Origin of the sequence: Methylomicrobium sp. Wu6, from assembly GCF_035916875.1 — a bacterium.
In the GTDB taxonomy this organism is placed as follows: Bacteria; Pseudomonadota; Gammaproteobacteria; order Methylococcales; family Methylomonadaceae; genus Methylomicrobium.
Map to the genome: position 1 here is coordinate 1 of NZ_JAXUHN010000071.1, position 19,886 is coordinate 19,886.

Sequence of the window (19,886 nt, forward strand, 5' to 3'; positions counted from 1 at the left end):
ACCAGTGCTCGCGATAATCGACTCTTGCTCTCCATCATAGGTGTCCACCTTATTATACGTGGACACTATCTTCTGCTCTTTTAATCAGGAGGGATAGACGCAGTTTAAAGAGCGCTTACAAATCTTGGCAAGATCAGGCCGAACCTGCTCTGTTGAGGCTAACGGAGTATAACCGATCCTTAAGAGCATCTATTAAAACGTTGCTTAGATTAGTTAATTCAAACAAAGCTGACATTGGCCTCATTAAAAATCGACCGGCAATGGCTTGATGCATAAAGCAATAAAGTGAGCTCCTGGAGAGGTGACGGCCCACGACCGTCACCTCGTTCCGATAATGAAACAGAACTTACTCGGATTTTTGGAGGCCTTCTTTATGCTTCCAGTGCTCACGGCGTTGCTGTTTGAGCGTTTCAAGCTTGGACATTTGTTCAGGACTCAATACGGTGCCGAGCTTGGTGTGAGTTTCTTCATGCAACGCTTTGAATTTTTCATGTTGCTCCTTGAAGATCACTTCGACCTTGCTTTTTTGCTCAGCGCTCAGATTCAGCTCCTTGGTAAGCCGCTCGATCCGATGTTGCTGATATTCTTCCGCGCCTGGTCCTTGAGCGCCAGGAAATGCAGCGACAGTCAAAGGAAAAGTCAAAACGATTGCGAGTGTCAGTAAAGTTTTGTTCATGGTCTTGTTCTCATTTGGATTAGTTAATCATAAGAACGGTATTTCCCCGCTCTTGGTGATTAAGATAAACGACGACCATGCAAACAATTTGCAGCAATTGTGAAAATAATGTGGAAGCTCTCAGTCCGGATTTTCATAGCGATAGCCGGCTCCGTACACCGAATGGATGACTTCTTGCTCAGGGAGCAGTTCGGTCAACTTCTTACGCAGCTTCTTGATATGGCTGTCGATCGTCCGGTCCGAAACGATGCGCTGATCCGGATAGATCAAATCCATCAACTGCTGCCGGGAGAAAATGCGCCCCGGTTGCCGGTACAGTGCCTGCAACAGTTCGAATTCAACCGCAGTTAGTTCGGTTTCGCGGCCTTCCACCCGCATGCGAAAACGGCTGGGATCGAGCGTCAGCAAATGCTCATTCCTCGCCTCAGGGGGAGGTTGCAAGCGGCGTAATACCGCCTTGACCCGCGCGACCATTTCGCGCGGGCTGAACGGTTTGCAGATATAATCGTCGGCGCCGAGTTCCAGCCCCAAGAGGCGGTCGATTTCTTCGATCCGGGCCGTCACCATGATGATCGGAATGGTGCTGAAACCCCGTATCGCGCGGCACAGCTCCAGACCGTCCCGCCCAGGCAGCATCAGATCAAGCAACACCAGTTCGGCGAGGTTCTTTTTGAGCCAGGGCTCGACCTCAAGACCATTACTCAGAATCGTACTGGCGAAGCCAGACGCCCGCAGATAGTCGGCTTCAAGCTGCGCAAGCTTCGGTTCATCTTCGACAATCAGTATCTGTTTCATCGCTCCACCGGCAATTCGATCTGGATATGAAGTCCGCCCAGCGCGGAGGCGCTGGCTCGAATCGTGCCCCCGTGCGCTTTTACGATATTGCTGCAAATCGCCAGTCCGAGGCCGGCACCGCCGTGATGTCGGCTACGCGAACTTTCAACCCGATAAAAACGCTCGAAGAGGTGCGGCAGTGCTGATCTAGGTACACCAGGCGCGCTGTCGGCCCATTCGATACTCAGTATATTGCCCTGTCGCGACACGGTAATTTCCAATTTTCCGCCGGTATCGGTGTAGTTCAGGCTATTGGTCAGAAGATTGCGAAATAACTGCGACATGCGGTCGGCGTCTGCATATAAAGTAAAGGGAGAGTCGCGCTGGTCGATCAGTTGGAGCATGATCTGCTTGTTCGAAAACTCCGGCATCAGGGCGGCCATATCCGCCTTCAGGATTGCGACCGGATCGATTAGCGCTTTGCGATAGCTCAAAGTGCCCTGATCGGACAGCGATAACTGATAGAGATCGTCGGTCAGGCGATTCAGGCGCATTAGATCACTGTAGAGCGAATCGACCGCACTTGGCGTCAACGGCCGAATGCCGTCCTGTAAGGCTTCGATCTCACCGCGCAGCAAAGCGATCGGAGTCCTGAGCTCGTGCGAAATATCCGCGATCCAACGGCGTCGCGTCTGTTCGGCCTGTGCCAGCGCGGCCGCCATTTCGTTGAAATCGCGTGCCAACTGCCCCAACTCGTCAGTCGACTCGATAGGTAAGCGAACATCATAATTTCCAACTGCGAGGGTTTTTACTGCCCCCGCGATCCGCTTTAACGGGCGACCCAACGTATAAGCCAACATCCACGCGAGAACCGCCGACAGCACAACCATCCCTAATGCGATCCAGATAAATGATTGCGTTTGCCGCTCGATAAACTGGAGCTCGATCGGTTGCTTTACGGGTTTGCCGGGCAAGAGACCCAGATAGCCGACCACCTGTTGCTGATGCCGGATCGGATACAAAGTTAATTTATCTAATCCTTCGCGCCGCCCAAAAATAATCGATTGATCGGCCCGGAGCAGCATTACGCGCAATTCCAGCGGCTGAAAGCGGCGTTCCACCTTGGAGTCGGACAGATCCGGAGGCCAAACATCCGGCGGCTCGCTCAACGTTTTTTGCAACCATTCTCTCGGAAAAGGATACCGACGCTCATGACTCTGTGCGAGCAGTCCCAGCCATTGGCGCTTGTTGCCAGCCAAGTGTTTCCAGTCCGGGTCGGTGGAATAATAGTCGCCGAGATTCTCAAGCAGCACGGCGAGATGTTCGCGCTGCCTTTTCTCGACAAACTCGGCAAATCCCCGATCCAGGGACCAACGCATGAAGGCAAACATGCCCGCGACCACGAACAAGGTGGTCAACAGCAGGGTAAGAAATAGCTTGAAGCGGATCGATTTAAGCATCAGGCAGCAAAAAGCGTTGGGATTATGGATTTTCGTTGTACACGAAGTTGTGCCGAATAGAGAATACGAGCGTCTCTAGCGCAGCATATCAAATTTTGGGGTAAAACAAGTCGTCGTGTCACCAGCCGCCATTTGAACCTGTCGAAATAATGAGTCTCCGAGATTCCCGTAGACGGTTCAGCTTGGGTATTTACGCCGGAGATGATGACGAAGATTGAATTACAGCTATGTGCATGCCAACTTATTAGATATTGCTAATTTTTACCTTTTCGAGGGGATGGGCAAAAATAGTCAGTATAAAAAGACGCTCCACTTTTTCCGAAAGAGCGACATTTGCAGTATATTTTCTGTCGGCCTGCCAGTAACTGCCACTATTTTGGCCCTCCCACTTTCTGATGGCATGGCCCCGTATACACCTCTTCATCTAGGGGTCGGCACTCTAATCGGCGCCGTTTCCGCACTAGCGGCTCGCGAAATGATCGACAAGAAGAAGACTGTAGCCTCGTATCTTGTCGACTCTGAACGGCTGTCACGAACTCCCAGTTGGTTACTCCATAGAAAATTCGAAGAATTTATTAATGACTGACCGCATTGTGCTGCTTATGCCCAACTGGCGAATCTAATATTTGTTCAAGCCGACGCCTCGTTATGGTGTGCGGTGCGTAAATTACATGGTAAGGAGGTTTCGCACATGAGCAAGAATGCTATTGCCCATTTTCGCATGAATCCTTACGGTGACCCTTCCTCGGCCTGAGGCGAGAGAATTAACGCGACATCAGGGTGCAACATCGGGATTTACTTTCTTGTCCTGACGAGAATTGGCAAAAGCTTTAGCGGTAATGGATTCAAGCCGCTCCGGTGCGTACGGAGTTCCTTCGCCGCGTTCCAGCTGGTCGTCGCCGATCTGCACGACCGCCCGCAGCACCGCGAGCTTTTCATCCTCTTCCCGCATCCGGCGGATCGCATCGCGGACAACTTCGGACGCGTTACTGTAAAAACCGGTGCCAACCTTACTTTGAAGGTACTGCTCCATTTCCGTCGATAAGTTGATATGCATGGCTAACCTCATATATTATACATAGCATGTATAATAAAAATACATGATGTGTATATCTTTTGACAAGGGCTTTCGCGATTTGTCCTTTGAGCAAAACCACGCTTTAGCGGCCTCTGCCTAGGGCAGGTGAGCCCTGGGGGGAGTTACAGCCAATGATAACGCCGGTTGCCTATCTTGAAGCCCGCGATCCCGAGCGCAACATTCACCGCGCCTATTCGATCGCCTACGGTCAAGACCTCTTCGGCAACTGGATCGTGGAAACCACTTACGGACGGATCGGCGGAAAAGGGCGAACCCTCGTAACTGTCGTCAACAATGAAGAAGAAGCGCTCCAATACGTGCAGAAATCCCTCAAACGCCGGCAATCCGCTCCGAAGCGAATCGGCGTAGCTTATAAAGTTCGTACAACCCTAGATTCAGATCAATAGTAGATATTTAGTAGGCATTCCAGCGATGATAAAGGGAAGTACGGCAAGGCCCACAATAGGCACAATCCGACCGTACAGATATAGTATCCTATGCAGTTACAGACGAACCCAAAGTGACCGGAATTTAGTGAATAAAGCTCACACAAAAGACCTTGAACAACAACCTGGCCAGATTGAAAAAATTGCCCTGGGCATAGCGGCTGCGGATCGAGGCGAATTATTCGATCACGATCAAGTTATGCAAGAAATTGAAAATCGGATCAAACAGGCCCAAAAATCGCCTGAAAGCAGGAAATTAAAATAATGAACCACGCCGCCCACAATAAACTGGTTTCTTTCATCTGGTCGATCGCTGACGACTGCCTGCGCGATGTCTACGTGCGCGGCAAATATCGCGATGTTATTCTGCCCATGGTGGTGTTGCGCCGCCTGGATACCTTACTGGAGCCCAGCAAAGAAAAAGTACTGGAAGAGCTGGCCTTCCAGAGAAACGAGATGGGCCTGACCGAACTTGACGATAACGGCCTGAAAGACGCCTCAGGCTACGTGTTTTACAACACCAGCAAATGGACGCTCACCCAACTCGCCAAAACCGCGACGAATAACCAGCAGATTCTGCTCGCCAATGTCGAAGACTATCTGAACGGCTACAGTGCCAACGTCAAAGAGATTATCGACAAGTTCAACCTCAAGGCCCAAGTACGCCACATGGCCGGCAAGGATGTGTTGCTGGACGTGCTAGGAAAGTTCACCTCTCCCTCTATCAATCTTACCCCGAATGAGGTGGAAGATCCGGACGGCAATCGTCTGCCCGCGCTCACCAATTTAGGCATGGGCTATGTGTTTGAGGAGCTGATCCGCAAATTCAACGAAGAAAACAACGAAGAGGCCGGCGAACACTTCACGCCCCGGGAAGTGATCGAGCTGATGACCCATCTGATCTTTGACCCGGTCAAAGACCAGCTGCCGCCCGTCATGACCATCTACGACCCGGCTTGCGGGTCCGGCGGTATGCTCACCGAGTCGCAAAATTTCATCAAGGATGAAGAAGGCGCGATTCGTGCCACTGGCGATGTGTATCTGTACGGCAAAGAGATCAACGACGAGACCTACGCGATCTGCAAATCCGACATGATGATCAAAGGCAACAACCCGGCCAATATCCGGGTCGGCTCCACGTTGTCTACCGATGAATTCGCCGGCACCCGCTTCGACTTCATGCTTTCCAATCCGCCCTATGGCAAAAGCTGGGCCAGCGAGCAGAAATTCATCAAGGACGGCAACGACGTGATTGATCCACGTTTTAAAGTGACGTTGAAAGACTATTGGGGTAAGCCGGAAACCGTAGACGCCACACCGCGTTCCAGCGACGGGCAATTGCTGTTCCTGATGGAAATGGTCAGCAAGATGAAAAGCCTGGACCAAAGCCCGCACGGCTCCCGCATCGCCTCGGTGCATAACGGTTCCAGTTTGTTCACCGGCGACGCCGGTGGTGGCGAAAGCAACATTCGCCGGCACATCATCGAAAACGACTGGCTCGAAGCGATCATCCAGCTGCCTAACAACCTGTTTTACAACACCGGGATTACCACCTATATCTGGCTGCTATCCAATCACAAAGCGGACCAGCGCAAAGGCAAGGTGCAGTTGATCGATGCCAGCCAGCTTTTCCGCAAACTGCGCAAGAATCTCGGCAACAAAAACTGCGAATTCTCCTCTGAGCATATTCAGGAAATTGTCGCGACTTATCTGCAATTGGCGACAAAAGAACGTCAGGCCGATAATTCCGGTATCGCGGCGCAAGTGTTCGATAACCGCGATTTTGGCTACTACAAGGTCAATATCGAGCGGCCCGATCGCCGTAAAGCGCAATTCAGCGCCGAACTTATCGAAACTCTGCGCTTCGACAGGTCGCTGCGCGAACCGATGCAATGGATTTACAGCGAATGGGGCGATGCGGTCTACGAGATCGGCACGTTGGTTGATCAGGAAAAGGCCATTCTGTCCTGGTGTGATGAAAACGAGTTAAATCTGAACGCCAAAAGCCGCCAAAAACTACTCAGTCCGAGTACATGGCTAAGACAACGGGACCTGGTGAAGACCGCCAATGCACTGATGGCCGCAATCGGCGAAGCCGAATGCAGCGATTTTAATCAGTTCACCGCCCAAGTCGATAACGCACTGGAAGCCCAGGCCATTAAGCTGAGTGCCAGTGACAAAAACGCCATCCTCAATGCGGTCAGCTGGTATGAAGAAGCCGCCGAAAAAGTCATCGCGAAAAAACTAAAACTCAGCGGCGACAAACTCGACCAACTGCTGCAACATCTGGACTGCACAGCGGAAGAACTGCCCGATTTCGGCTATTATCCGACCGAGAAGAAAGGCGAGTATCTGACTTACGAAACCAACACCGATCTGCGCGACAGTGAATCGGTGCCGCTGAATGACAGCATTCACCGCTATTTCCTGGCGGAGGTTAAACCGCATGTTCCTGAGGCCTGGATCAATCTCGACTCTACCAAGATCGGCTACGAGATCAGTTTCAATAAGTATTTCTACCGGCACAAACCGCTGCGCACGATGGAAGAGGTGGCCCGCGACATCATTGCCCTGGAAAAACAGGCGGAAGGCCTGATTGCCGATATTCTGGGGATTACTGTGGACCAGATATAGGCGCCAGTGGTGCAAGATTTTGAGCCAATAATGCCGTTAAGCGTCAATGCGTCACTGAGCGATGAGCTCACGCCGCTATTGACGCACATCGCGGCCGTCATCCAGCAATCCCGGCAGCAAGTACAGCAAGCGGTCAATAGCGCAATGGTCCAATGCTACTGGCAGATCGGCCGCTTGATTGTCGAACATGAGCAGCAGGGACAAGCCCGTGCCGCCTATGGCAAACAACAGCTGCAGGCGCTTTCCGAACGGTTGACGGCGGAGTTTGGCAAAGGCTTTGATGCCCGCAACTTGCGCAATATGCGGGCTTTTTTTATGGCCTATCAAAATTGGAACGCAGTGCGTACCGAATTGAGTTGGACACATTACCGGCTGCTCCTCCGGGTGGATAACCTCAACGCCCGAAGCTGGTACCAACAGGAAGCGATCGGACAGCATTGGAGTGCCAGAGCCCTGGAACGGCAAATCGGTAAACTCTATTACGAACGCCTGCTGTCCAGCCGCGATAAAGCGGCGGTTCAGGCCGAAGCGGAACAAAAAATCGCCGAAACGGAACCCCAGGCGTTGTCCGCCAAGGATTATCTCCGTGATCCCTATATTCTTGACTTCCTTAACCTACCCAACCAGCGGCTTTTGGAATCCGATCTGGAACAGGGCTTGCTCGACAATCTGCAAGCATTTCTGCTGGAACTCGGAAAAGGTTTTGCGTTCGTGGGCCGGCAACAGCGCATTCGCACCGAAGACCAGGATTTTTATATCGACCTGGTGTTTTATCACTTCAAACTGAAATGTTTTCTGCTGATCGATCTGAAACTGGGCAAATTGACCCATCAGGATGTCGGCCAGATGGACAGCTATGTGCGCATTTATGACCAGCAGCAACGCGCCGTCGACGATAATCCCACCATCGGCCTGATCCTGTGCAGCCAGAAAAGCGAAGCGGTCGTGAAATATTCGGTGCTGACTGACAGTGAACAACTGTTTGCCGCCAAATACCTGCCTTACCTGCCGAGCGAAGCAGAACTGAAACGAGAGCTTGAACTGGAACGGATTAAAGTACAGGCGCAATTGCTGAATAAAACGGATAAAACAAGCGATGATTGAACAACTGGCGGCGATGCTGAAATACGAGGCTTATAAGAATTCCGGTGTGGAATGGCTGGGAAAAATTCCAGCACATTGGGATATAACGCGTTTAGGTACACGTTTTGAAGAACGGAGACAAAAAGTTTCCGATAAAGATTTTCATCCATTATCTGTTACGAAAAATGGAATATTGCCGCAATTAGAAACTGCAGCAAAAACCAATGACGGTGACAATAGAAAATTGGTAAGAAAAGGAGATTTTGTTATCAATAGCCGATCTGATCGAAAAGGCTCTAGTGGGGTTTCTGATAGAGACGGATCAGTTTCACTCATCAATATTGTTTTAGAACCCAAAGGCATTCAACCACAATACTGCCAATATCTTTTGAAAAGCTATGCGTTTATCGAAGAATTTTATCGCATGGGTCATGGGATTGTTGCTGATCTTTGGACTACACGCTACGATGAAATGAAAGCGGTTATTATGGGAGTCCCTCCCTTTCCCGAACAGATCGCTATTGCTGCTTTTCTGGATCGGAAAACCGCGCAGATGGATCAGGCCGTGGCGATTAAGGAAAAACAGATCGCTTTGCTCAAAGAGCACAAACAAATTCTGATTCAAAATGCCGTTACCCGAGGCCTGAATCCCAGCGCTCCCATGCGCGACTCCGGCGTGAAGTGGATTGGCGAGATACCGGCGCATTGGATTTGCGCAAGACTTAAAATGCATTCAAAAATCCAATCAGGGATAACTCTTGGCAAGTCATACCTTCAACAGAACTTTGTTGAAATGCCATATATAAGGGTAGCAAACGTTCAAAGTGGATATTTTAAATTAGATGATATTGCAACAATTTCGGTACCAAATAACGAAATACCCCGTTATCTTTTACAGAACGGCGATATTCTTGTTACCGAAGGTGGCGATATTGATAAATTAGGTAGGGGTACTGTTTGGCGTGATGAGATTAAACCATGTCTACACCAAAATCATGTATTTGCTATTCGTGTAAATCAGTCAATATTGAGTCAGGACTTTGTTTCTAATTTTCTGGCGACCGATATGGCACGAAAATACTTCATCGATACGGCGACAAAAACGACTAATTTAGCCTCAACTAATCGTACCCATCTGGGTAACTTGTATTTGCCTTTACCCTCATTAACAGAACAAGCCGCCATTGTCGCCCACATCGAAACCGAATCCACCAAAATCGACCGAGCCATTTCAATTCAACAACAGCAAATCGACAAACTGAAGGAATACAAAGCCACCCTGATCAATAGCGCGGTGACCGGCAAAATCAGGGTTCCTGCGCTCGTTGAAAGCTCAGCACCTGAACTCTCCGACAGCTTGGTGGCATAAGGAAAACCCGATGGTCAGTAAAACTAATGAAAAAGAACTGGAAATCGCGATCGAAAAACAACTGACCGGCACCTGCTTGGAAGCACAACAGGCCATTGCCGAAGGGAGCGAGGTACCCTTCACTCAGCATCACGGCTACCAGCTCGGCTTGCCGCAGGATTTTAATGCCCGTTATGCGCTCGATACGAAACGGTTCTGGGCGTTTCTGGAACAGACCCAGCACGACGAACTGGAAAAGCTGCAAAAACACGGCGGCGATTGGCAGCTAAAGGTGTTGGAACGCTTCGACCGCCTGATCAAAAAATACGGCCTGCTGCACTTACTGAAAAAAGGCCTCAGCGTCGACGATGCCAATCTGACGCTGATGTATCCGGCGCCGCTGGCCAGCAGTTCCGACAAAGTGAAACAGAACTTTGCCGCCAATCTCTTCAGCAGCACCCGTCAGGTTCGCTATTCGCTGACTAATACGCTGGAAGAAATCGATTTGGTGCTGTTCATCAACGGCCTGCCATTCGCCACCTTGGAGCTGAAAAATCCATGGACCGGACAGAATGCGCGTTATCACGGGCAAAAACAGTACCGTGAGGACCGTGATATTGCTCAGCCCTTGCTGCAATTCGGCCACTGCCTGGTGCATATGGCGGTGGATACCGACGAGGTCTACATGACCACCAAGCTGGACGGTAAAGCCACGTTCTTTTTACCGTTCAATAAGGGCCATAACCACGGCGCAGGTAATCCTACTAATCCGCACGGTCATAAAACCGCCTACTTGTGGGAAGAGATATTCAGCAAGGCCAGTATCGCCAATATCATCCAGCATTTCGTCCGGCTCGACGGCAGCAGCAAAGATCCGCTGCCCAAACGCACGCTCTATTTTCCGCGTTATCATCAGCTGGATGTGGTACGCCGGCTGGTGGACCATGCCAGTAAGCATGGGGTAGGGCAGACCTATCTGATTCAGCATTCGGCCGGCTCGGGTAAATCCAATTCGATCACCTGGGCGGCTTATCAGCTGATCGAAGCTTATCCGGCCAGCCTGAAGATACCGGGGGCTAAAAGTCTGGATCAGCCATTGTTCGATTCGGTGATTGTCGTTACCGACCGCCGTTTGCTCGATAAACAGCTACGCGAAAACATCCGCGAATTTTCCGAAGTCAAAAACATCATCGCGCCGGCATTTAAGTCATCGGAACTGAAAAGCGCCCTGGAGCAGGGCAAAAAGATCATCATCACCACCATTCAGAAATTCCCGTTCATCATCGATGGCATTGCCGATCTCAGCGATAAGCGTTTTGCGGTGATCATCGACGAGGCGCACAGTTCCCAAAGCGGTTCCGCGCATGACAACATGAACCGGGCAATGGGCAAAAACGAGAATGGCGATGAAGAAGGCATGGATGTTCAGGATAAAATCCTGCAGGCGATGCAATCCCGCAAAATGCGCGGGAACGCCTCCTATTTGGCCTTTACCGCCACGCCCAAAAATAATACGCTGGAGAAATTCGGCTGCAAACAGCCGGACGGCAGCTTCGCGCCGTTTGATCTGTATTCGATGAAGCAGGCCATCGAGGAAGGCTTCATCCTCGACGTACTGGCCAATTACACGACCTATAAGAGCTATTACGAGATTCAAAAATCGATTGCCGAGAATCCGCTGTTTGACAGCCAAAAGGCCCAGAAAAAACTGCGCGCTTACGTGGAGCGGCATCAGCAGACGATCAATATCAAGGCGGAGATCATCCTCGATCATTTTATTCCGCAGGTGGTCAACAGCAAAAAACTCAAGGGTAAAGCCAAGGGCATGGTGATCACCCAGAACATCGAAACCGCCATCCGTTATTATAAAGCCATTACCCGCCTGCTGAATGATCGCGGCAAGCCCTTCAAGGCGTTGATCGCGTTTTCAGGTACCAAGGAGATCGACGGCATTGAGTACACCGAAGCCGAGATGAATGGCTTTGCCGAGAACGAAACCCGCGACTATTTCAACCATGACGAGTATCGCTTACTGATCGTGGCGAACAAATATCTGACCGGCTTTGACCAACCCAAGCTTTGCGCGATGTACGTCGATAAGAAGCTACAGGGCGTACTGGCGGTGCAGGCGCTATCCCGCTTGAACCGCGCGGCGCCGAAGTGGGGCAAGAAAACCGAGGATCTGTTCATCCTCGATTTCTTCAATTCGGTCGAAGACATCAAAGCCGCCTTCGATCCTTTCTATACCGCAACCCGTTTATCGGAAGCGACCGATGTCAACGTGCTGCACGAGTTGAAAGATGCGCTGGCCGATGTAGGCGTGTACGAATGGCAAGAGGTCGAACAATTTGTCGCACTGTACTTTGGCAATGCCGATGCCCAGCAACTGAGCCCGATCATCGACACGGCCGCGGCCCGTTTTAATAGCGAACTGGGATTGGAAGACCGCGACAAGGCCGACTTCAAGATTAAGGCCAAGCAATTCGTCAAGATCTACGGCCAAATGGCTTCGATCCTGCCGTATGAAATTGCCGTCTGGGAAAAGCTGTTCTGGTTCCTGAAATTCCTGATCCCCAAACTGATCGTTAAAGACCCGGACGCGGATCAAATCGATGAATTGCTGGATTCGGTGGATTTGTCTTCATACGGCCTGGAGCGCGTCAAGCTCAATCACAGCATCGGTTTGGACGCCAGTGAAACCGAACTGGAACCGCAAAACCCGAATCCGCGCGGCGCTCATGGCGGCGATCAAGATCACGATCCTTTGGACGAGATCATCCGCAATTTCAATGAGCGCTGGTTTCAGGGGTGGGGCGCAACGCCCCAAGAACAACGCATCAAGTTCATCAACATCGCCGACGGCATCAAGGCTCATCCCGATTTCGAAGAAAAATACCAAAACAACCCGGATATCCATAACCGGGATTTGGCGTTCGAGAAGATATTTGAAGAAGTGATGTTGAAAAACCGGCGCAATGAACTCGAATTGTATAAGTTGTTAGCGAATGATGCTGCATTTAAAGCAGCCATGCAGCAGAGTTTGCGGCGGATGGTAGGGCTTTAAATAAGCCGCAGTCAGACCATTGAACAGCTAAAAGCTGTTCCAAAACTTCCTTTTGTCCTTATGGTAGAACTTGAAGGCCAACCACCAAAAGCTGAACAGCATTACCCATGCCGCCTTGTCATACCGGTGAGCAAATTTCTCTCTTATGACATCGGTTAAACCGGCCATTGGGCCGGTCAGCTGGAAATGAGCCAGTGAGTAATCGCCAACAAGGTTGATAACGATAAATCCCGTCATTCCCAGAATGATGGTCGCCTGCGTGCGACCGGAATAGGCGATGACAATGAGAATTCCTGTGAAATAGTCTTTCATAGTCAATTGAATGTATATTCTTTCCAAGGGATTTGGGAGATATGGATATTGGCCAAAAAGTCGACGATATCTTTTCGTCCCCGATAAGTGGGTACACCTCGGCCATTCTGTGCCATGAGAACTATCGGCATTCCCGGAAAATATCTCGAGAAAGCCGAGGCTGCTTTCTGAAACTCCACTTGCGACTGAAGCACGAATTGTTTCACGATAACAATCGCAAATGTTACGCCTTGTTCTTTTACAACTGCACCTTGTAGTTTCGTCATTTTTTAACCTTAATAAAAATTGAAGGACGCCGGGTAAAAAGGGGCTCGCTAAGCCCCCATAGGAATCTATTTTTCTTTGCGAACCCCTTTAAATGGGGTGCCATCTGACTTAACGTCCATGAAACGCCCAGTATTAGCATCGCGTTTTACCCAATGTCCTGAAGTCGTTTGAGTTTGAGAGCGTTCTTTAACGGCGCCAATGCGATGACCGTCATTTTTTGGGGGATTTGTTGCCATAACTAACTCCGCGTAATTGATAAAATGCCATTCAATTGCTAAAATGCAATCACAGGCAAAGTTTATAGATTGCTATTTAGGTTGTCAATTGCTACTTTGCAATTTTTTAATATGAGGATAGGGGTGAACACACAAATCGGCGATTTCGACGCCATGGCATTTTACAGAGCGCTTGATGCTGAACGAGAAAGCAAGCATCTAAACTGGAAGCAACTAGCTGCGCAAACCGGCGTTAGCGCCTCAACATTGACAAGAATGGCTCAAGGCAGAAGACCTGATGCGGACAGCTTGGCTAAATTATCTGCGTGGGCAGGACTCAATCCGGCGGATTATGTTGATAGAATAGGGGTCATTCAATCCGCAGAGTCTTTGACCAAAGTTCTGGCCTATTTCAGAGCGGACGCCAACTTAACCAAGGAAGCCGCAGTAGCCCTCGAAGAGATGGTGCAAGCGGCCTATAACCGATTAAAGAAAAAAAATTGAGTTTACGCCGCGGGTTCAAGACCGAAGCAAACCAAATTGCTGCGGAAATACGGGGTGAATTAGGGTTGTCTCAGTTTGACCCTTTGGATCCATGGGTATTGTCTAAACATTTGGCAATTGATGTTTTGCCTCTTAGCGAAATGCGCCGTGAGGCTCCCCGCGCTGTTACTCATTTTTTGGGAGAAGGCTCTAATATCTTCTCTGCCATCACGATATTCCATGGAACTGCTCGACTCATTATTCACAATGACCGGCATTCTAAGGGGAGGCAAAGTAGCAATATCGCCCACGAGTTATCTCATGCATTGTTACAACATCCTCCTATGCCCCCTTTAACAGAATTAGGGCTTAGAAATTTCAACAAAGATTTAGAGGATGAAGCCAATTGGCTTGCAGGAGTGCTTTTAATTCCTGAGCAAGCTGCCTTGAAGATAGCGCGTCAGCGGCTGGATCTCGCTGAAGCGGCGAGTCAATATGGCGTTAGCACTCAAATGGTTAGCTATCGGCTTAACGTCACGGCTGCACGCAAGCGCGTTCGGTAGACTGTTCATTCCAGCCGATACATTCAATTGAATTACTCAAAGCTGCCTGCGCAATCTGTTTCTCGGGAATTGAGCCAATGAAAGTATTTTCTTAATGAACGAAAATATCAAAATAATGTTGAGTTCTACAATCTCTGACATGGCAGCTGATCGGGATGCTGTTATGAAAGTTTTTTCGAAATATCATTTTGTCGAAATTACAGGGGCTAAGCCTATTCAACAGTCATACGCAATTAACCCGTATACAAATACCCTAAAATTCGCTGAAGAATGTGATTTTTATATTCTTCTATTAGGAGAGCGATACGGGTATGAAATCCGCCAGGGAACATCAGCCACAGAAGCAGAATTTGATCGTGCTGTAAAAATAAACCCTACAAAAGTTTTGGTATTCAAAAACACTTCGGTCATTCCAGAACCCAAACAAGAAATTTTTATCAAAAAAGTCGGTGACTACTATAAAGGCTATTGGATATCAGATTATGAGTTTACTCACGATCTCCAGGATCTTGTTGAAAACAGTTTTTTAAATTTATTGAAAGACAGAGCTTCGATTGGTAAAAATCTTACTTATGTCGATCATTTTGTAAGAATTGCTAGCCAACGACGCCCAACACAAGATACCGTTGTCTATTATGAGGTAACTAAAGATGGGGCCGAATTGACTTACGAATTGCATGGAAAGTCTCATACTGTTCATTTTTCTCGAGCGGAAATTAACAGAGATTTCTGGGGGTGCCTTTCTAAACTCGACCAGCAATTTAATGATTGGATTTAATCAATGCATGATCTTCTGAAATCAGCTTATACCGATAGTTTAAAGTCGGTCGTTATGAATTCCGAGTCCGATCAAGATACGTTAAGATCAGCTATAACTGATCTTGGTGAGGAAATAGGAAAAAAAATTATCGAAAATTACTTTGTAACTGAAAAGGCTTTTAAAACCCCAATGATGGTTGAAGTCGCTGGGTTATATCCAAGCATTCCTCTATGTGCAATAGTTACGACAAGAGATGATTTTTCCTTTCTCGGTAAAGGGCTCACTAAAAAAATTAAGAATTCAATAGCTGGCTACATGGACTTCGAAGGGAGGAGAGGAATCCAGGCTCTGAACACGGGGATTAGCCACTTGGAATTACCCGAACTCAAGGGAGAAAGTATTCATACTCTTATAGTGGGAAAAGCGGTATTAGCCACTGGATGCACTGCCATACATCTGACAAAAACAGCGATTAAGAGATGTATGCCTCGTCATGTGGTTATCTGCTCGATATTTTATACAGAAGAGGCGATTGCTGAATTAAGGCGTGAATTACCGAATGCTGACATTATGGTCGTTGGAGATCCTGATCAATTAAATGATGATGGAATGTTAACCCCTGGCGTTGGTAATTTAGATTTGAGGCTTTGTGCGTGAATAGTCAAGATATTAAGCTTGGGAAATATAGGCATTTCAAAGGAAAAGAGTATGAAGTTATTGGCTTAGCAAAACATTCAGAAACTTTAGAGGACATGGTAGTTTATAAAGACTTATATGGCGAAGGCTTGCTATGGGTGAGGCCAGCCAGCATGTTTATTGATCAGGTACAAGTCGATGGTCAACTTGTACCACGATTTGTTTTTCAACAAGAGAATCTTCCAGTTGAGTTTACGAAGGACTGACCTGACTTGAGTCAAACGCTTTTTGTCAATAATTCACCTTGAAGGTCGGACTGTCCTCCGGCCGAGTCTTGCGGTGATCGTAAATCCGCGTCGTGGCAATGTTGGCGTGTCCTAGCCATTCCTGCACCTTGGCGATGTCGGCTTGATGGTCGAGCGCATTGGTCGCCGCGGTGGCTCGGAGTGAGTGTGCACCTATCGTAAAACCCAGCTCGCTGGAATAAGCGCGCACGAGCTTATAGATGCCGTCGGGGGTGATCGCCTTAGCCCCTCCGCCTTTCGTGTTGTTGCTGACCGGCCGAAACAGCGCGCCGGCTTCCTCGCTGCCGTGTCCGGCTAACTCCAGATAATCATGAATGAGGCCGCCGGCGGCCGGGTGCAACGGCACATAGCGGGTCTTGCCGCCTTTGCCGGCCACTTTCAGGTGCGGCACCCCACGTCGTTCCTGCTTGAAATCCTTCACCTTCAGCTTGCACAATTCCTCGCGCCGCAGTGCGTGATAGAGCAGGGTGGCCAGGATCGCCTTGTCGCGCAGGGTGCGCAGCGTCGCCCCGCTCGGCGCATCCAGCAATTTCCGCGCCTGATGATCGCCCAAGGCCGGGGTCCGGCCTTCGAGACTGTCATTCTTTGGCCGCTTGACGCCCTTGACCGGATTATGGGTGACGGCGTTTTTCTCGCACAGATAATCGAACAACGACGCCAACGCGGAAAGCCGGTGGCGGATCGTGCTGCCGTTGCGCTCGCGCCGCACCAGGTCGTCACGCCAGGCAATCACGTGCGCCCGGGTCACGCGGCGAAATTCGTCCGCTTGCTGGATGCCGGTAAATTGCATGAAGTCCTTGATCGCGTTTTCGTAGGCGCGTCGGGTCGCTTTGTTGGTCAGGTTGGCGAACCATTCGACTTCGGGCGGCACCTCGCTCAGGCGCAAAAAGTCCTCGGCGGTCAGCAGCCGGGTTTGCGCTGGGATCGTTTGAAGGTCGGTCATGTTTTCACCTCGCGCCAAGCGGAGATTGAGGGGGGGGTCATGGCAACAGCCGTGTCAGCGTGATGAAGTCGCGCACGGACACAATCTTCGTGCCTTCGTAACGTGCCAGCGCGAGCAGGTGCGGTTTATCGCCGGTGACCGGTAATCCGCTGCACCGCCGAACGCGATGGACAGCACATCATTGTCGTCAGGATCGGGCGACACCTCCACCGGCGGCAGGCTATCAATCAAAACGGCAAGCTCGCGCAAATGATTGATCAGACGCCCGGCCAATGACGGCTTCAGGCGCGCGCTGATTTTGGGATAGCGGGTGACGCGCATCAACTCTTCCAGCTGCAGGTCGGCCGTCAACAGGTCGAAGCGCCCACGCCGCCACTGGGTGATCAGTTGGGCAGGCAGGGACGTTTCGATCAGCAAGGCGCTGATCAGGACATTTGTGTCCAGCACCACCCGCATATCAGGATTCTGGCTTCGGCGGGCTGGCGATCGCTTGGCGATGCTCGTGCCGGACCGCTTCGGTGGCTTCGTCAATCAGGTCCTGCAGCGCCTCAGGGTCGAGATCGCTAAACGCGGCGCGCGTCTCGCTCAGCGTTTGCTCGAAGACCCGCCACCGCACGGCGTCCTCAATGAATTTGGACAGATCGCCTTTTTTCATACCGCGCTGGGCGAGCAAACTGCGCACCGCGATGTCGGTGTCTTTCGAGACCTTGACTGTCCAGCGCGTGGTGTTGTCGGGGGTGGCCATCGGCTGCCTCTTCAATAAGTGTCTATACGTTTAGCTGTTTAGCTGTTTAGCTGTTTAGTAACATAGCATGCTATGCCGCTAAATGCGAGGGTTTTTTGGGCCACCTTTAACTCTTGATAAAATCCATTATCAAGAGTTCAAAGGCGGGGAAGGGGGCTGTAAATGTAATTTTCTACATTAGTTGGCGTATCTTTTTTGGCATTATTTGGCGCATGAGGGGCCAGACATAGAAAACGGAAAAATTGTACGTTGAAGGATCAATCAATGGGTCAGGTTGAAGCGATAGATGGGGTAAAACGAGCAGTTGTTCTATGAACCACCATTTAAACCCTGTCGGAAAACGTCGTGAGGCATGTTTCCGCCTGCCGCAGCAATCCTACACAGTTTATCGCACTCGAAAGAGTGCCTAACTTATCCGCGCAAACTGGGCGCCTCGGAAAAAACTGTATTACGACAGCCCAAAAACCATTCTTGCAGGGTCAAAACAGACGCCAAATGGCGGCAGATGACACGACTGCTCGTTCTACCCCTAGTAGACATGATTTTTTAGTACAATTTTTATGCCTATAAACTTGTGATATTTTAGACACTTACGATATATTGCAACTTACTTTTAATGCTAAACGTACGTTTTCGTACTATTGGACTTCAGACCCCTATAACTCCCTGCCATCCTGAAACGGTTCACGACATCCGTGCGCAGGAACTGGGCCATTAATGATTTTGCTAACAGCAGATTGGCTGACGCCATATTGCTTGGCCAGTTGAGCTTGTGTATACCTGCCAGCATGGTATAGGTGAAAAATCTCGCGACGACATTGCTCTGAGAGATTCTTGCCATAACTAACGTTGGCCAATTCAATCAACGAACTCAGATGTAGGCGATGGGCATTCAAGTTTGCGGTGTCTTGATTGAGCCTCCAGAGTAACTGAGCATACTCGTTGCACTGGTCGGGCGTGCTCAATCCTTGCCCGAGGTAAACAAGGCGACTATGGAGAGTCGCTATATGGTTCTCAAGCTCATTGATGAATTGATGGAGCCTAGCAATTTCATGGCGTCGGTTTTGTTGTTCGATTTGGATATAGGCCGGAGACTGTAGTTGTTGATCAAACTTACTCATAGGGGTACGGTAAGAATTCCTGCGTAAATGAGTAAAAAACATCGCCAGAAAAGCAAAATCGAGGCATTGAACCTTTTTTTGATTTTCTCAATGAGTTTTCTTATGCTTTTCTCGCGTCAAATTGGCTGATTTTTGACTGCAAGAAAAACGAGCGTTTATCTTGCAGTCAGTATTCCTTCCTCTTTACGGCTCAATCGTAATACTTGTGTACGCTTGGTTCAGCACATCTGCATGGCGCTGGCCGTTGCTGTCATGAAAGATCAGTCCTTTCTCATCTGAGCCTAAAAATTTGTAGCTTTCACTAGACCCATCCTGCCTACTAATCTTAACGGTTGCGCCAAGTGGAATTGTTACTATTGCCATCGGTTTTTCCTATTTTCTTAACTGACAACCGGCCAGCACGGAATTCTACAAAAGTATGATACTCATTTACGAAGGAATCCTTACGATTTCCCTCATATTTCTTGTTGAGACAGCTTTTTTGATTTCCTTGTCGCAGTGGTTGTATTTTCATCATCGGCTGAGCGTTGTTCCCGGATAAGGGCACCTGATTGCTTTTTTGTATATGCTGATCGTGTTTTGTTTGCTTTGTAAAACTTGGCAACTGAAATCATGTCATCAGCTGTGAAGTCGAGAGGCTCATCTGGGTTGTTTTTTTTGCTGTTCAACGTTAACTGAAGTGCAAGGACTTCAGGTGCAACATTGTTATTCAAGGTTGAGTGAACTCTTTTGGCTGCATGGCCAGTCCGTGAGGTCTGATCTGAGGTGAGGCTCTCAAAGAGGTCAACAGCGCCGTCAGTTATTTTATTGATATCGTCATTCATTGTCGTCTTTCCGATGGAAGATAAAAAATAAAAAGAATATACAATAATTCCAATTATTACAATAGTCAAAGTAAACTATACCTCAACTTGGCGTCAGACCGACTAAGCAAAAAAAAAGTCAGTTTGGGGGCGATTTAAGTATTTCCTGA

Annotated in this window: 24 protein-coding genes; 12 read left to right on the top strand and 12 right to left on the bottom strand. The window is 49.3% G+C overall.

What is annotated here, in order from left to right; translation table 11 throughout:
- Positions 1-346 precede the first annotated feature (346 nt).
- The 3 genes from U2W12_RS08865 to U2W12_RS08875 all read right to left on the bottom strand — a co-directional run bounded on the left by U2W12_RS08865 (position 347) and on the right by U2W12_RS08875 (position 2,910).
- On the bottom strand, positions 347-676 hold the full coding sequence (locus U2W12_RS08865) for a hypothetical protein (RefSeq protein WP_326500315.1): 330 nt from the start codon (positions 674-676) through the stop codon (positions 347-349).
- A gap of 120 nt (positions 677-796) precedes the next feature.
- Entirely contained in the window at positions 797-1,471 is a 675-nt protein-coding gene (locus tag U2W12_RS08870) for a response regulator (RefSeq protein WP_326500316.1), read from the bottom strand.
- Entirely contained in the window at positions 1,468-2,910 is a 1,443-nt protein-coding gene (locus tag U2W12_RS08875) for an ATP-binding protein (protein ID WP_326500317.1), read from the bottom strand. The genes U2W12_RS08870 and U2W12_RS08875 overlap by 4 nt, the downstream gene beginning before the upstream one ends.
- Before the next feature lie 214 nt (positions 2,911-3,124).
- On the opposite strand from U2W12_RS08875, the gene U2W12_RS08880 reads away from it, so the two are divergent.
- Positions 3,125-3,496 carry a hypothetical protein gene (locus U2W12_RS08880; protein ID WP_326500318.1) on the top strand — a complete coding sequence of 124 codons (372 nt, stop codon included), beginning with the start codon at positions 3,125-3,127 and terminating at the stop codon, positions 3,494-3,496.
- A 189-nt stretch (positions 3,497-3,685) separates the two neighbouring features.
- Here the strand turns inward: U2W12_RS08880 and U2W12_RS08885 are convergent, their stop codons facing one another.
- The gene (locus U2W12_RS08885; protein WP_326500319.1) at positions 3,686-3,967 is read right to left on the bottom strand and encodes a type II toxin-antitoxin system ParD family antitoxin; all 282 of its coding nucleotides are present in this window, start codon (positions 3,965-3,967) and stop codon (positions 3,686-3,688) included.
- Between the two features lie 152 nt (positions 3,968-4,119).
- On the opposite strand from U2W12_RS08885, the gene U2W12_RS08890 reads away from it, so the two are divergent.
- From U2W12_RS08890 to U2W12_RS08915, 6 genes are all read left to right on the top strand, one after another.
- The gene (locus U2W12_RS08890) at positions 4,120-4,395 is read left to right on the top strand and encodes a WGR domain-containing protein (RefSeq protein ID WP_326500320.1); all 276 of its coding nucleotides are present in this window, start codon (positions 4,120-4,122) and stop codon (positions 4,393-4,395) included.
- 127 nt (positions 4,396-4,522) lie between these two features.
- Positions 4,523-4,699, top strand: coding sequence for a hypothetical protein (locus tag U2W12_RS08895; RefSeq protein WP_326500321.1), 177 nt, complete (start codon positions 4,523-4,525; stop codon positions 4,697-4,699).
- Complete coding sequence (locus U2W12_RS08900) at positions 4,699-7,068, top strand: class I SAM-dependent DNA methyltransferase (RefSeq protein ID WP_326500322.1); 2,370 nt, start codon at positions 4,699-4,701, stop codon at positions 7,066-7,068. Before U2W12_RS08895 ends, U2W12_RS08900 begins: the two co-directional genes overlap by 1 nt.
- Positions 7,069-7,098: 30 nt before the next feature.
- Positions 7,099-8,172, top strand: coding sequence for a PDDEXK nuclease domain-containing protein (locus U2W12_RS08905; RefSeq protein ID WP_326500323.1), 1,074 nt, complete (start codon positions 7,099-7,101; stop codon positions 8,170-8,172).
- Entirely contained in the window at positions 8,165-9,520 is a 1,356-nt protein-coding gene (locus U2W12_RS08910; protein ID WP_326500324.1) for a restriction endonuclease subunit S, read from the top strand. Before U2W12_RS08905 ends, U2W12_RS08910 begins: the two co-directional genes overlap by 8 nt.
- A 10-nt stretch (positions 9,521-9,530) precedes the next feature.
- Positions 9,531-12,563, top strand: a complete 3,033-nt coding sequence (locus tag U2W12_RS08915) for a type I restriction endonuclease subunit R (protein ID WP_326500325.1) — start codon at positions 9,531-9,533, stop codon at positions 12,561-12,563.
- A gap of 27 nt (positions 12,564-12,590) precedes the next feature.
- Here the strand turns inward: U2W12_RS08915 and U2W12_RS08920 are convergent, their stop codons facing one another.
- The 3 genes from U2W12_RS08920 to U2W12_RS08930 form a co-directional block, all read right to left on the bottom strand.
- A complete protein-coding gene (locus U2W12_RS08920) occupies positions 12,591-12,875 on the bottom strand; it encodes a hypothetical protein (RefSeq protein WP_326500326.1) in 285 nt (94 codons plus the stop codon).
- 2 nt (positions 12,876-12,877) lie between these two features.
- Entirely contained in the window at positions 12,878-13,141 is a 264-nt protein-coding gene (locus tag U2W12_RS08925) for a hypothetical protein (protein ID WP_326500327.1), read from the bottom strand.
- Positions 13,142-13,207: 66 nt separating this feature from the next.
- Positions 13,208-13,378, bottom strand: coding sequence for a hypothetical protein (locus tag U2W12_RS08930; RefSeq protein ID WP_326500328.1), 171 nt, complete (start codon positions 13,376-13,378; stop codon positions 13,208-13,210).
- Between the two features lie 123 nt (positions 13,379-13,501).
- On the opposite strand from U2W12_RS08930, the gene U2W12_RS08935 reads away from it, so the two are divergent.
- From U2W12_RS08935 to U2W12_RS08955, 5 genes are all read left to right on the top strand, one after another.
- Positions 13,502-13,861 (top strand): helix-turn-helix domain-containing protein, encoded by a 360-nt coding sequence (locus U2W12_RS08935; protein ID WP_326500329.1) that lies wholly within the window; start codon positions 13,502-13,504, stop codon positions 13,859-13,861.
- Positions 13,858-14,403: an ImmA/IrrE family metallo-endopeptidase gene (locus tag U2W12_RS08940; protein WP_326500330.1), complete on the top strand. Its 546-nt coding sequence runs from the start codon at positions 13,858-13,860 to the stop codon at positions 14,401-14,403. Before U2W12_RS08935 ends, U2W12_RS08940 begins: the two co-directional genes overlap by 4 nt.
- Before the next feature lie 94 nt (positions 14,404-14,497).
- A complete protein-coding gene (locus U2W12_RS08945; RefSeq protein ID WP_326500331.1) occupies positions 14,498-15,181 on the top strand; it encodes a DUF4062 domain-containing protein in 684 nt (227 codons plus the stop codon).
- 3 nt (positions 15,182-15,184) lie between these two features.
- Complete coding sequence (locus tag U2W12_RS08950) at positions 15,185-15,820, top strand: uracil phosphoribosyltransferase (protein ID WP_326500332.1); 636 nt, start codon at positions 15,185-15,187, stop codon at positions 15,818-15,820.
- Positions 15,817-16,065, top strand: a complete 249-nt coding sequence (locus tag U2W12_RS08955; RefSeq protein ID WP_326500333.1) for a DUF1653 domain-containing protein — start codon at positions 15,817-15,819, stop codon at positions 16,063-16,065. Before U2W12_RS08950 ends, U2W12_RS08955 begins: the two co-directional genes overlap by 4 nt.
- Before the next feature lie 25 nt (positions 16,066-16,090).
- Here the strand turns inward: U2W12_RS08955 and U2W12_RS08960 are convergent, their stop codons facing one another.
- From U2W12_RS08960 to U2W12_RS08980, 5 genes are all read right to left on the bottom strand, one after another.
- Complete coding sequence (locus U2W12_RS08960) at positions 16,091-17,047, bottom strand: tyrosine-type recombinase/integrase (RefSeq protein ID WP_326500334.1); 957 nt, start codon at positions 17,045-17,047, stop codon at positions 16,091-16,093.
- A gap of 54 nt (positions 17,048-17,101) precedes the next feature.
- Positions 17,102-17,503: a putative toxin-antitoxin system toxin component, PIN family gene (locus tag U2W12_RS08965; protein ID WP_326500335.1), complete on the bottom strand. Its 402-nt coding sequence runs from the start codon at positions 17,501-17,503 to the stop codon at positions 17,102-17,104.
- A gap of 1 nt (position 17,504) precedes the next feature.
- Positions 17,505-17,792 (bottom strand): ribbon-helix-helix domain-containing protein, encoded by a 288-nt coding sequence (locus U2W12_RS08970; RefSeq protein ID WP_326500336.1) that lies wholly within the window; start codon positions 17,790-17,792, stop codon positions 17,505-17,507.
- Positions 17,793-19,096: 1,304 nt separating this feature from the next.
- Positions 19,097-19,276, bottom strand: coding sequence for a hypothetical protein (locus U2W12_RS08975; protein ID WP_326500337.1), 180 nt, complete (start codon positions 19,274-19,276; stop codon positions 19,097-19,099).
- A gap of 92 nt (positions 19,277-19,368) precedes the next feature.
- Positions 19,369-19,737: a hypothetical protein gene (locus tag U2W12_RS08980; protein WP_326500338.1), complete on the bottom strand. Its 369-nt coding sequence runs from the start codon at positions 19,735-19,737 to the stop codon at positions 19,369-19,371.
- Positions 19,738-19,886 lie beyond the last annotated feature (149 nt).